The organism is Archangium lansingense (assembly GCF_026626635.1).
GTDB lineage: Bacteria > Myxococcota > Myxococcia > Myxococcales > Myxococcaceae > Archangium > Archangium lansingense.
Genome location: NZ_JAPNKA010000001.1, coordinates 4,877,197 through 4,889,959 on the forward strand (window position 1 = coordinate 4,877,197; position 12,763 = coordinate 4,889,959).

The 12,763-nt window shown below is 68.3% G+C and carries 11 protein-coding genes; 3 read left to right on the plus strand and 8 right to left on the minus strand.

Going from position 1 to position 12,763, the window contains the following annotated elements:
• Window positions 1–798 precede the first annotated feature (798 nt).
• The 3 genes from OV287_RS20040 to speA form a co-directional block, all read right to left on the minus strand.
• On the minus strand, window positions 799–2,667 hold the full coding sequence (locus tag OV287_RS20040; protein ID WP_267535639.1) for a penicillin-binding transpeptidase domain-containing protein: 1,869 nt from the start codon (window positions 2,665–2,667) through the stop codon (window positions 799–801).
• 48 nt (window positions 2,668–2,715) lie between these two features.
• Window positions 2,716–2,931 (minus strand): mersacidin/lichenicidin family type 2 lantibiotic, encoded by a 216-nt coding sequence (locus tag OV287_RS20045; protein WP_267535640.1) that lies wholly within the window; start codon window positions 2,929–2,931, stop codon window positions 2,716–2,718.
• Between the two features lie 218 nt (window positions 2,932–3,149).
• Window positions 3,150–5,171 (minus strand): biosynthetic arginine decarboxylase, encoded by a 2,022-nt coding sequence (gene speA / locus OV287_RS20050; protein ID WP_267535641.1) that lies wholly within the window; start codon window positions 5,169–5,171, stop codon window positions 3,150–3,152.
• Between the two features lie 223 nt (window positions 5,172–5,394).
• Between speA and clpX the strand changes: the two genes are divergently transcribed.
• The gene (gene clpX, locus OV287_RS20055) at window positions 5,395–6,468 is read left to right on the plus strand and encodes an ATP-dependent Clp protease ATP-binding subunit ClpX (protein ID WP_267535642.1); all 1,074 of its coding nucleotides are present in this window, start codon (window positions 5,395–5,397) and stop codon (window positions 6,466–6,468) included.
• A gap of 12 nt (window positions 6,469–6,480) precedes the next feature.
• Here the strand turns inward: clpX and OV287_RS20060 are convergent, their stop codons facing one another.
• Window positions 6,481–7,236, minus strand: coding sequence for a CvpA family protein (locus OV287_RS20060; protein WP_267535643.1), 756 nt, complete (start codon window positions 7,234–7,236; stop codon window positions 6,481–6,483).
• A gap of 27 nt (window positions 7,237–7,263) precedes the next feature.
• Complete coding sequence (locus tag OV287_RS20065) at window positions 7,264–8,007, minus strand: J domain-containing protein (protein ID WP_267535644.1); 744 nt, start codon at window positions 8,005–8,007, stop codon at window positions 7,264–7,266.
• Between the two features lie 76 nt (window positions 8,008–8,083).
• Between OV287_RS20065 and OV287_RS20070 the strand changes: the two genes are divergently transcribed.
• Complete coding sequence (locus OV287_RS20070) at window positions 8,084–8,824, plus strand: hypothetical protein (protein WP_267535645.1); 741 nt, start codon at window positions 8,084–8,086, stop codon at window positions 8,822–8,824.
• On the opposite strand, the gene dnaK is transcribed toward OV287_RS20070, so the two are convergent.
• Window positions 8,770–10,383, minus strand: a complete 1,614-nt coding sequence (gene dnaK, locus OV287_RS20075) for a molecular chaperone DnaK (protein WP_267535646.1) — start codon at window positions 10,381–10,383, stop codon at window positions 8,770–8,772. The genes OV287_RS20070 and dnaK overlap by 55 nt on opposite strands.
• Before the next feature lie 213 nt (window positions 10,384–10,596).
• On the opposite strand from dnaK, the gene OV287_RS20080 reads away from it, so the two are divergent.
• Entirely contained in the window at window positions 10,597–11,430 is an 834-nt protein-coding gene (locus tag OV287_RS20080) for a class II glutamine amidotransferase (protein WP_267535647.1), read from the plus strand.
• On the opposite strand, the gene mrtX is transcribed toward OV287_RS20080, so the two are convergent.
• Both mrtX and OV287_RS20090 read right to left on the minus strand, forming a co-directional pair.
• Complete coding sequence (gene mrtX, locus OV287_RS20085) at window positions 11,431–12,153, minus strand: myxosortase MrtX (RefSeq protein ID WP_267535648.1); 723 nt, start codon at window positions 12,151–12,153, stop codon at window positions 11,431–11,433.
• Complete coding sequence (locus OV287_RS20090) at window positions 12,150–12,752, minus strand: MXAN_2756 family trypsin-like serine endoprotease (protein WP_267535649.1); 603 nt, start codon at window positions 12,750–12,752, stop codon at window positions 12,150–12,152. Before OV287_RS20090 ends, mrtX begins: the two co-directional genes overlap by 4 nt.
• Window positions 12,753–12,763 lie beyond the last annotated feature (11 nt).

Genomic DNA, 12,763 nt, shown 5'->3' on the forward strand with positions numbered 1-12,763 from the left:
TGCGAATGCGCACCCTGTGATTGGGAGACGTTGGAGTCAGGACCAATCTGAAGAGCAGGCCCGTCTTCTCGGCATGGCAAGAGATGCTCTGGACTTCATCTTCGCCACCGGCCAACGGTATGGCTTTGAAGACTTTTTCAAGGAGCCTGGCTCTCGCCGCCCACCTCCTCGAGGTGTCAATGTCGGGCTGAGCGCGCTCATGGACAGGACGAAGCGCTTCTTCGAGAAGGTTCGCGACGAGCCGGAATCTGATGAGGAAATAGCTCAGAGTCAGGCCATCCTCGATGCGATTCAATATATTGAATCAACAGGCCAGCAGGATGAGTTCGCGGTCTTTCAGGAGCACGTCGAGGCCAACGATCCTCCCTTCGTCGTGGCATCGTTTGACACCCGGGTGGATGCGGAAGCCTGGCTTGCGAGCCATCCCCGTCCACCGGACCCTGCCAACGTGCTCATCGCGAATGCGTACCATGATGTTTTTTATGATCGCGAGACGAACATCCGCCGTTTGCCATACAATCGTGCACTCAAGTGGTATCTCGAAGAGCTCGTGGAGAAAGAGCAGCCCGTTCCCATTGCCTCTTTTGGGACCTGTGAGGAGGCGGAGGCATGGTGGAGGGCTCAGTCCGAGCCAGCCAGACGGGCGTGGGTGAGGGTGGGTGAGGAGATTTACCTGGCGGCCTATTTCCCCAACATCAAGCACCGGGCCCTGTTTCCCCTTTCCCTGGCCAATGGTCATGAGGTGAGGCCTCGGTCTCTCCGGAGTGATAGGGCGGAGGACCACCCCCTCGGCAACCATCACAAGGCCGCGGCGAACTTCGCGGCGATGGGCACGGCTACGCGACCACCCACGCCACCGCCCTCGACCAGGACTGCGAAGCCGATGCCGTTGCGGAAGCCGATGAACCACGCGTGCGTGGGCAGGGGAGTACCGCTTCCGAATTCGGCGGTGCCCGTCTTGCCAGCAAGGCCTGCTACGCCCGCTGCCGCCTTGCCCGAGCCCTCCGTCACGACGGCGCGCATCAGCGCAAGCAGGGGCGTACGGGTACCGGCCGCGAGCGAGGCACGTGGACCGTCCTCGAGCTCCGCCAGGAGGTAGGGGGCGCGCCACCTGCCCGACTCGGCCGCCGCGGCCACCGAGGCCATGTGCAACGGCGTCGCCAGCACGCGTCCCTGCCCGATGGCCGCCGCCGCCTTCTCGGTCTCGTCCCGAGGCGCCGGAAACGAGGCTCCAGGAGAAGGCAGTCCCGGGTAGTACTCCACGTCGAAGCCGAAGCGGCGGGCTGCGGCCCCGAGTGCATCCGGAGCGAGCCCTGCGGCCAGCAGCACGAAGGCGGTGTTGCACGAGTGGGCAAAGGCCACGCGCAGGCGCGTGTTCCCGAACTCTTCGCCCTCGAAGTTGCGAAACGATTTGCCGCCCACGGTCGCCACGGCAGGGCACGACGCCGGAGAGTCCGGGCGCATTCCTCCGGTGAGCAGGGCTTCCGCCGTGATGACCTTGAATGTCGAGCCGGGCGGGTATCTGCCGGTGAGGGCTCGATTCAAGGGTTGCTCGAGCGGCCGGCTGGCGACGGCCAGGATGGCGCCCGTGCCGGTGTCCACCGCGACCAGCGCCGCCGGCTGGGTCACGCCTTCGATTGCGGCTTCTGCTGCCGACTGCACTTCCGGGCGCAGCGTGGTGTGTAGCGGCGTGCCGGGTGTTCCCTCGAAGCGGCCAAGGACGCGCACCTCGCCGGATGGGCGGGTGAGGCGCACCTCGCCAGAAGGGCTTCCCGCGAGCTGCGGCTCATACGCCAGCTCCAGCCCGGACAGGCCCACGATGTCCCCTGGCTGATAGAGCGGACCCAACTGCGTGAGCAGCTCGGCCGTCACGTCGCCCACCCGGCCCAGGGTGTGCGCGGCGAAGCCCCCCGCCGGGGTGAGTCGGGCGCTCTTGCGGCGGAAGAAGATGCCTGGAACGGGCGCCAGTGCCGGCCGCACCTGCTGGTAGCGCTCGAGCCGCACGTCGATGATGGGGACGAAGTGCTCGGGCGATACGCTTGGCGCGTTCAGCACCTTCTCCAGCCGCGCCGGGTCGACGCCGAGCTGCGCCTGGAGCGCCGAGGCCACGGCGGCGCGGTTCTGGATGCGCCGGGGCTCGACGCCGATGGTGATGACCTCGCCCTGACGGGTGAGGGGCACGCCGTCTCCATCGAGGATGGCGGCTCGCTCCAGGCGCGTCCTCGTGCGGGAGAAGCGGTCTCCCTCTCGCGCCTCGGGGTGCAGCACTGCCGGAGTCCAGCGCACCCACCAGCGTCCCTCGCGGCGCACGAGGTGCAACGCACCGTTCATCTCCCACTCGCCCAGTCCGCGCAGCACGTGGAGGGCTCGGAAGGTGACCACGGCGCTCTCCGCCTCGTGCTCGACGCGGCCGAGCTCGAAGCGGGAAGTGACGATGCGCAGGTCGTCGCGGAAGCGCTGGTGTTGTGCTGCGAAGTGGGGGGGCGGCTCGGCCACCATGCGCTCCATGGTGGCCAGGTCGCCTCCAGCCCACGCCTGCAGGTAGGCCTGGACCGCATCGAGCGGGCCTTCCGCAGGCCGTCCCCGCACGGTGACGCAGGCCGCCAGAAACAAGGCGGCTGCGACACTGACTCCAACCCTCAACCCTCGCCGTGACACGCGGCGCACTGTGCTGCGGGCGGGCGGCGAGTCAAGGAATCCGGCGCGTAGCGGCGCCTACCTTGGGATGGGGATGCATCCCTTGGGGCCCACGACGCACCCCGTGGGGAGAATGCCCTCGACGCCGCCGATGGCATGGCCCAAGTCGGACTCATTCAACTCGGTCATGGGCTTGCCGGAGGGGCTCTCGGGGAGCGCGGTTCGCTGCTCGGCGGTCAGGGATGCGCGGTACGCCGGGTCCTTCCAGGCTCTGACAATCGTTTCCTTCTTCATGTCATCTCCTCCTTGGGTGGGACTCCGTGGATCCTGCTGAGCCATCACCTCAGGTAGAGAGCCAGAGCGCAGGGGTGAGGCGGCGGAGCGCGGGAGCCGTCGCAGAGGCGCATGAAGGCCTTGCAGGCAGACACGACGAGCAGGTCGCGGAAAAAGAAGACCCCGCGGCACCAGAAAGTGCTCGCGGGGCTTCGTCACATCCCAGGCTCTACTGTGGCTCAGCTGCCCGTGCCAGTGGGCGGCACCGGGGCCTTACCGGAGGCCGAGCCGCCGTCCTGGGCTACCAGGCGCAGCTGCCCGTGTCCGGCGACGAAGGAGGCATCCACCTCGCGCTCCAGGTACGTGTAGCCGGACAGGCCTTCCTCGTACATGCGCAGCAGCTGGCGCGACTCGTCCAGCGTCAGGCGGCCGTTGCGCAGCGCCACCTCGGTGGACTTGCGCAGCTTCGCCACGAGGTCGTCCTTGTTGTAGCTCACGTAGTTGAGCACCTCGGTCACCGTGTCGCCCTCCACCACGTGGTCGATCAGGTAACCGCCGTTCGGCGCCAGCGACACCTGCACCGCGTGCGTGTCACCGAAGAGGTTGTGCAGGTCTCCCAGAATCTCCTGGTACGCGCCCACCAGGAAGATGCCCAGGTAGTAGTCGTCGTTGTTGAGCGGGTGCAGCTCGAGCGCGTCCTTCACCTCGCGCTTGTCGATGAAGTGATCGATCTTCCCGTCCGAGTCGCACGTGATGTCCGCCAGCACCGCGCGCCGCGACGGCCGCTCGTTCAGCCGGTGGATGGGCATGATCGGGAAGAGCTGATCAATGGCCCACGAGTCCGGCAGCGACTGGAACACCGAGAAGTTACAGAAGTAGGTGTCCGAGAGCTGCTTCTCAAGTGCCTCGAGCTCCTCGGGAATCTCTCCCGACTCGCCGGCAATCCGCATGATCTTGTGGCAGATGGCCCAGAAGATGTTCTCGGCCATCACCCGCTGCTCCAGCGACAGGTGTCCCAGGGAGAAGAGCGTCAGCGTCTCCTCCTTGTAGTCCTGGGCGTCGTGGTAGGCCTCCAGCAGGTTCTTGTTCGTCACTTCCTTGAAGGTGGACAGCAGGTTGCGCACCACCGAGGGCGCCTTGTCGTCCGCCTTCTCCGGCACGCTCACCGGATCGAACTCGCTGGTGCCCAGCACGTCCACCACCAGCACCGCGTGGTGCGCCACCACGGCGCGGCCGGACTCGGACACCAGGATGGGGTGCTGCACGCCCGCCGAGTCGCACGCCTCCATTACCGCGAACACCACGTCGTTGGCGTACTCCTCCGTCGTGTAGTTCATGGACGACGTGAAGTTCGTCTGCGAGCCGTCGTAGTCCACGCCCAGGCCGCCGCCCACGTCCAGGTACTTCAGCGGAGCTCCCTGGCGCGCCACCTCCACGAAGAAGCGGCCCACCTCGCGCAGCGCGTTCTTCACGTTGCGGATGTTGGAGATCTGGCTGCCCAGGTGGAAGTGCAGCAGCTCGAAGGAGGGCAGCAGCCCCGTCTCCTTGAGGAAGCCGATGGCGCTCATCAGCTCCGAGGAGGACAGGCCGAACTTGGAGCGGTCTCCGCCCGAGGCCTCCCACTTGCCCGCGCCTCGCGAGGACAGCTTCACCCTCATGCCGATGCGCGGAGCAATGCCCGTCTTGCGCGCCACCTCGGCGATGAGCGGCAGCTCCGAGGGCTTCTCCACCACCAGAATCACCTTGCGGCCCAGGCGGCTGAAGCGCAGCGCCGTCTCGACGTACTCCTCGTCCTTGTAGCCGTTGCAGATGACGAGCGCGTCCTCCTGGTCCAGCAGCGCCATCACCGCGAGCAGCTCCGGCTTGCTACCGGCCTCCAGGCCGTAGTCGAACTGCTTGCCCGTCTCGACGATGGTCTCCGCCACGTACCGGTGCTGGTTCACCTTGATGGGGTACACCCCCTGGTAAACGCCCTTGTAGTTGTGCTCGGAGATGGCCTTGCGGAACGCCTGGTTCAGGTGCACCACCCGGTGGCGCAGCACGTCCGTGAAGCGAATCAGCAACGGTAGACCGATGCCTCGGCGGCGGACCTCGTCCACCAGCTCCTTCAGGTCCATACTCGCGGCCGTGGGGCCATCCGGATGGACGCACACATGGCCCTTGTCGTTGACCCCGAAGTAGGGCGCGCCCCAGTTACGGATGCCATAGGTGTCCAAGGCATCGGCGAGGGTCCAACGGTGCTGAGGAGTGATGGGTGGCATCGGCGTTCCTGCTCTCCCGGTCTAGGGGTGGACGTGTCCAACAATGGACAGCGCGGGAAGTATCGAGAAACCCCTCGCCGTTCAACTCCTGCTTGAGGGGCGGCCAGCCAGACAGGGGTGGAGCCCCCCCTTCCCAGCTCAATGGGTGGGCTGTCCTCCAGCGGATTCCTACCCTTCCCCGTGAGGAGGTCCGGGAGCCCGCATGGAGCCAAGGGGAGGGTACATGGAGTCGTCCGCACGCAGGGACTCGCCGTTGATGACCCCGAGGGAAATCTACGAGCGGTTGGACAGGTTCGTCATCGGCCAGGAGGCGGCCAAGCGGGCCGTGGCCATCGCAGCGCACAACCACCTGAAGCGCATCCAGGCGCGCCGGCTGCGGCGCACCTCGCTGCTCAAGAAGAGCAACATCCTGCTTATCGGGCCCACCGGAAGCGGAAAGACGCACATTGCCCGGAATCTCGCGGAGATCCTCTCCGTCCCGTTCACCACCGTGGACGCCACCGAGTACACGGAAGCCGGCTACTACGGGAAGGACGTGGAGGTGATGGTGGCGGACCTGCTCTTCAAGGCCAACCACTCGGTGGAGGACACCCAGCGGGGCATCATCTTCATCGACGAGGTGGACAAGATTGCCCGGCGCTCGCAGGGAGCGCGCAACGGGGCGGGCAGCCGGGACATCGGCGGCGAGGGCGTGCAGCAGGCCCTGCTCAAGCTGCTGGAGGGCCGTGAGGTCTTCGTCCCCATGAATGTCACGCAGACGTTCAACCGGGGGGACTTCGTGCCCATCGACACCCGGGACATCCTGTTCATCTGCGCGGGCACCTTCTCGGACCTGCACGAGTACGGCGGCAACGTCGACTCCCGGCCCCTGGGCTTCGGGGCCCAGGACGTCCAGAAGGTGCACCGGCGCGTCACCACCAAGCAGCTCGTGGACTTCGGCATGCTCGCCGAGTTCCTCGGGCGCCTGCCGGTGGTGGTGCAGTTGGAGCTGCTCGGAGAGCCGGAGCTGCTCCGTGTGCTCACCGAGCCCCCGGACTCCATCATTCGCGAGTACCGCGAGCTGCTGGGGCTGGACGGCATCGAGCTGGAGCTCACCGAGGACGCCCTGCGCGAGGTGGTGCGCTTCTCCATCGACAAGGGCCTGGGCGCGCGCGGCCTGCGCTCCATCCTCGAGCACGTGATGTCGGACGTGATGTTCGAGGCCCCCGAGCACCGCCGCCACCAGGTCACCGTGGACCAGGACTTCGTTCGCTCCCGCCTGGCTGGACTGGAGGCGAGCGCGGGGCTCGGCGCCTGAGCCTCCGGCTGGTTACTCGCTGCGCTCGGAGGCCCGGGCCGCGGCGCCCAGCCGGGCCACGAACTGCGGATCCTGCAGGAGCTGGAGGACGAGGTTGCTGCGCAGCGCCGCCTGTGTATCGCCTCGCTCCAGCGCTTCGCGGAGCTGCTTGTCCGACAGGGCCCGCTGGAAGCGCGGGTCCTGCTTCAGCGACTTGAAGGCCGGGTTGTCCGCCATGCGCCGGGCCTGCTCCGGGTTGCCCGCCACCTTTGTCACCGCGACCATGTCCTTCACCGCGGCGAACTGCGTCATCTCGAAGAGGTTGTAGCGGCGCGCCAGCCCGAAGGACACCGAGTCCTTGGGGGACACGCCCATGCGCTTGCCCGCGACGATGATGTACTGCTCGGCGAAGACGAGCGCGCTGAGCACCACGTAGGCGATGATCACCACCCTTGCCCCGCCGAGTACGAAGCCGATGGCGTTGTCCACGCCCCGCTTCTCCGGGTCCGGGCCACCGAAGAGCCGCTGCAGGAAGTAGGTGAGGGCGTAGCGGACCGCCACCAGGACGGTGATGAACACCAGCATCGAGCCGGCGACCGTGCCGATCAGCAGCGGCGCGCCACCCAGGGCCGCCGCCATCTTGGGTCCTACGTACGTGCCCAGCTTGCGCGAGACGTACCAGGCCACCGCGAGCGCCACCATGTTGGCGATCTGCTTCGCCCCTCCGGAGATGGCACCCACCACCGCGAAGAGCAGCACCAGCCCCAGGATGATCAGATCGATCGTCACGCGGTCCCCCGTTTCGCCAGTCAGGCGTCAGCGAATCTTGAAGGCGTCGCCCTGCTTGCGTGACTCTTCCAGTAACACCTTCTGCACCTCGGCGAGCTTCTCCTTGTAGCGGGTGTTGGCTGGCTCATAGGTGAGCGCCATCTTCAGGTTGCGCTCGGCCGAGGCCCAGCGGCCCGCATCGGCGTCCGCTGCGCCTGTCTGGTAGAACTGTCGCCCCTTGGGGTGCACGCCGATCTGCTCCTCCACCTGGCGCTTGGACGCGGCGCGCGTCTCGGCCTCGGAGGACTCGGTGAAGCGCAGCTTCTGGGCCCGCTCTGGCCCCGAGATGTTCGCCGTGTACTGCCGGCGCTTCGCGTCATCCCGGAGCACGTAGTAGGCCTCGGTGACGCGCTTGTAGAGCTCGTGCACCCGGTCCTTCAGCTCCTTGTTGTCCAGATGGAAGAAGCGGTCCGGGTGGTAGGTGCGGCTCTCCCGATAGAAGGCCTTCTTGATGTCCGCGGGCACCACGGACCGCTCCACCATGAGGACCTCGAAGTAGTCCATCTGGTCGAGCCGGGCACAGCGCTCCCAGAGCTCGGTCATCTGGCTCGGGTCCAGGTCCATGCTCTTCCCGGCTGCAGCGGGCGGCGGGGGAGGCGGCTGGATCGCGGCGGCAGGCGGCGGGGGCGGCACGGCCGGAGCCACTGGGGGCACCAGCGGCGCGATGGACGGAGCGATGGGCGGAGGAGGCGGCGGCTGGAGCGCGGCCGGAGGCGGAGGCGGGGGACGCACCGGACCGACTCCGGAGGGAGGCCGCGCGGGCGAGGTGCCAGCGGGCGCCACGGCCGGGAGTGAGGTGGTGGGCCGGATGGCGGGACGTGGCCCCGAGCCGGGCGCGGGACTTGGGGGCGTCGGCACGGAGCCTGGCGCCAGCGTGGGCGGCTGCGCGCGGGACTGCGAGGCCGCTGCCGGTGGAGGAGGCGGAACGTTGGGCGCTGCCGGGGGCGTACCGGGCGGGGGCGGCGGCCGTGCGGATGCCACGCTCGGAACTCCGGAGACGCTGGGGCGTGTCCCCGAGGCCGGGCCGGGCGGGCGCGGCGGCGTCGCTGGAGGCACACCCGGGACGGCGGGCGCGCTGGGAGGCACCGCCGGACGGGCTCCCGAGGGGACAGCGGGTGCTCCCGGTGAGGAGGGAGGCCGCGCCGCCGGAGGAACGGCCGGGGCACCTGGGGACGAGGGCGGTCGGGCACTCGCGGGGGCCGCAGGTGTCGCGGGCGCACCGGGTGCGGCCGGGCGGGCAGCGGAGGGCACGGCGGGAACCGTCGCGGTCGGACGCGCGGGAGGCTGGGCTGGCGACACACCGCTCACGGGAGGCCGCACAGCGGCCGTGGCGGGCGGAGTGCCCGGGGGCGGGGGCGGACGGGCGGGGGACATGGCCGGCGCGGTGGCCGCCGCCGGACCCGTCCTCGAGCCCGGCGTCGCGGGCTGGGGCGGGGGCGGAGGGCCGGGGGGTTTGCCGGCGCCGTTCTGGGGAGGCTGGGACATCGCGCTCGTCTATCTCCCTCGAGTGGCCACGGCGGGCAGATCCGCCCCATGCCCCGCGAGTTGAATCTGCTTGTTGGCCTGGATGGACGCCTGGATGTCCGCTTCCGACATGCCCGAGGACATGGTCAGCGTGGTGGACGTCTTCTGCCCCGTCTCCTGGTCCGTCGCCGACACGTTCACCAGGCCGTCCGTGTTGATCTCGAACGTCACGTCGATCTTCACCTCGCCACGGTAGCCGATGCGGAAGCCCGAGAACTCGAACTCGCCCAGCATCTCGCACTCGTCGGCGCGGTTGGACTCACCCTGGTAGACGCGGATCTTCACCTTCTCCTGGCCGTCACGGCTGGTGGTGAACGTCTTCGAGCGGTCGATGGGAACCGGGGTGTTCTTGTCGATCACCTTCTCGGTATAGCCGCCCACCGTGCCGATCCGCAGCGACAGGGGCGTCACGTCCACCAGGAAGGTCTCGGTGGCCGAGTCCAGCAGCGCGTTGGCCTGGAGCGCCGCGCCCATGGCCACCACCTGGTCCGGATTGATGCCTTCCTTGGGCTCCTTCTGGAAGTAGTGGCGCACCGAGTTGCGGATGATGGGCAGGCGCGTGGGGCCTCCCACCAGGATGACCGCGTCGATGTCCGCCGCCGTCATGCGCGCGGACTGCAGGGCCTCGTCGCACACCTTGAAGGTGCGCTGCACCAGGTCCATCACCATCCGGTTGAACTGGTCCTGGGTGAGCCGGCCCGTCAGGTCCAACACGTTGCCGCCGGCGTCCTGGCAGATGCCCTGGCAGTTCACTTCCGCCAGGCCCGTGCTGCCCACGTCGATCTTTGCCCGCTCGGCCGCGTCCTTGAGCATCTGCAGGCAGTACTTGTTCTGCCGCAAGTCCAGCCGCGTGCGCTTGAGGAAGTCGTCCGCCAGCCACGTCATGATGCGGTCGTCGAAGTCGTCACCGCCCAGGTACGTGTCACCGGCGGTGGACAGCACCTCGAAGACGTCCTTGCCGATCTCCAGGATGGAGACGTCGAAGGTGCCGCCGCCCAGGTCGTACACCACCACGCGCTGGCTGACGTCTCGGCCGAAGCCGTAGGCGAGCGCCGCCGCGGTGGGCTCGTTGAGGATGCGCAGCACCTCCAGCCCGGCGATGCGGCCCGCGTCCTTGGTGGCCTGGCGCTGGTTGTCGTTGAAGTAGGCGGGCACGGTGATGGCCGCCTTCGTTATCTCGCGGCCCAGGTACCCCTCCGCGATGGCCTTCATCTCCTTGAGCACCAGCGCCGAAATCTCCGGCAGCGAGTAGTCGTGACCCCGCACGGCGATGCGCACCGAGTTGTTCTCGCCCTCGACGATCTCGTACGGCATCACCGCCTGGGCCTTCTTCACCTCGTCGGAGAAGAAGTAGCGCCCGATGAGGCGCTTGGCCGAGTACACCGTGCACTCGGGGTTGGTGATGATGTTTCGCTTGGCCGCGTTGCCCACCAGCACCGAGCCATCCTCGAGGAAGGACACGCACGAGGCATGGGTCGTCTCACCCCACTCGTTGGGGATGACGAACGGCTGACCGTCCTGCACCACGGACACGCACGAGGTGGAGGTGCCCAGGTCGATGCCGATCGCGATGTCGTCCGACATTACGTCTCCGGTGTAGCCATGGAGGGTCGTTGGATCTCTCACCCTCGAGAAGGCGCGGGGATGTTAGGCATCTCGCACTCGGGCTGTCAAACGTTCCGTATGGGTAAACCCCAGTCGTTTCAAGGGGTTGGCTGAGCTTCCAGCAAGGCGGAGGCCGGGTTGAGGGGGCAGGGAGGCGTCATTATCTATTGATGGAACAAGGAGGTTTCTCGCATGTCCGTCGCGCTGGCCGTCCTGACGTCCGACCCGAACTCGATGCGGTGCGAGCTGCATCGTCTGGAAGGGCAGGTGGCTCTCCAGGGGGAGGAGGGGCGCTCCAACGCAGTGGGCATCGGGGCCTATGCCCAGGATGACGTGCTGCTCCGTCGTTTCCCTCGGGATGCGGACTTGACGCTGGAATCGCTCGCTCCGCCGCACGAGACGGAGGCGCTCCTGTTCCACGGACGGCGGCTGCCGGTGGGGCTGTCACTGGAGGAGAACACCCAGCCGTTCCGCTCGCGACGCTGGCTGTTCGCGCACCAGGGCGGCCTCGAGGACTTCACCAGCCTCCGAGGCCGGCTGCTGGACGAGGTGCCGGACTTCCTCAAGCGGCAGATTCGCGGGGAGACGGACAGCGAGGTGGCCTTCGCGCTCTTCCTGAAGCGGCTCTGGGAGACGGGACATGCGGACGATCCGCGGCTCCCAGCGGAGGTGGCGGGCCGGCTGTTGGCGGACACCGCGAGGGCCCTCTCGAAGGCCTCGGCCGAGGCAGGTGCCGTGCGCACCTCCACGGTGAACCTGCTCGCCACCAATGGCTACATCCTGGTGGCCACGCGCCTGGGCGGCCAGTCGCTGTACTACACGCGCCTGGAGGGCACGGACCGCTGCGAGGTGTGCGGGCTCACCCCCGACATGCCTGACACGCAGCCAGGCGTGGTGGCGCACCGGCGGCGGCGCTCGGTGGTGGTGGCCACGCACCTCAAGCGCCCGGCGGGCTGGGTGGAGCTGGCCGAGGGCACCACGCTGACGGTGGAGGCGGACCTGCAGGTGCGCCACCTGGGGCCCTAGTCACCCGCCGAAGAAGGACATCTCGAGGAAGCGGACGAAGAGGTTGGCGGCGGCATGGAAGAGGGCCGCGCCCACCACGCTGCCGGTGCGCTCCCGCATCCAGCCGAAGAGCAGGGCGGGGAAGAAGACGGCCAGGCGCCACACCTGGAAGATGGCGAGGTGGCCCAGCGCGAAGAGCAGCGCCGTCAGCCAGAAGGCGGGGCCCAGCCGGACGCCGAGGAAGCGCCGCCCGTGGGGCCAGGCATCGCGCAGGCGGGCCTGCATGTAGCCCCGGTAGAAGAACTCCTCCGGCAGGGCCACCACGAAGAGCTGATCCACCACCCACTCGCCGAAGCGGGGCGGCAGCCGCGGGGTGAAGTGCGCCGAGCCCCGGAAGGGTGCCACCAGGCGTGCCAGCTCCGGGGGCAGGTGCTGCAACACCTCAGCCCAGAGAGCGAAGGCCCCGAAGAAGAGGGGGAACACCACCGCGCTCATGATGAGGAAGAGGCGCACGTCCTGGCGCCAGTTGCGCAGGGAGAGCCCGTAGTCGCGATAGTCCTCGCCGCGCCAGCGCATGGCGATGAGCGGCAGGTAGAGGAAGCCCACCGTGGCCACCAGCTTGGGAACGCCGGAGCCTCCGAAGAGGAGGAAGGCGATGATGATGCCCAGGAAGCCGATGCCCCACAGGCCCACCACCTCCTGCACGGCGTTGGGGCGCCAGGGCGTGGCTGTGGAGGCGCTCACGGCGTGGCCACCTTCGTAGCGAGCTGCTGCCGGACGACATCCAGCGACAGGGCCCGGCAGCCGCGACCCTTGCGCTGGACCGATACCGCCACCAGTCGGCCCGTCTCATCGTAGAGGGGGCTGCCCGGAGGCAGTGCCAGGTTGATGTCGAAGAAGGGAGCGGGTCCCTTGCGCGCCAGGGCTGACGCCGGCGTGTCCTTGCGCTTACCCTTCCCGGGGACGATGCCGATGAGCCACTGCCCGGCGAGGTTCCCGGTGTTCGGCTTCACGGCCGCGGCGGGGTAGGTGCCCGCGGGGGCGGCGACGACGGCCACCTTCAGGTACGCGTTGGCGAGCACGACCGTGGCCGGCAGCGCCTGCCCGCCGTACTCGACTTGCGCGGCGTCCAGGCTGACGTGACGCACGGAGGTGAGCACCTGGCCTTCGGTGCCCACGATGATGCCCAGGCCAGCCTCGCGGGGCCCTCGCACCCGCACCACGGATTGTTCGTACTGGGCGAGCGCCCGCTGGAGATCGGCACGCGAGGGTCGCTCCGGCTCCGAGGCGGAGACGCGGGTGGCGAGCAGGAGGAGGACGAGCGGGAGCAGTCGGCGCGTCAAAGCGCCGCGAG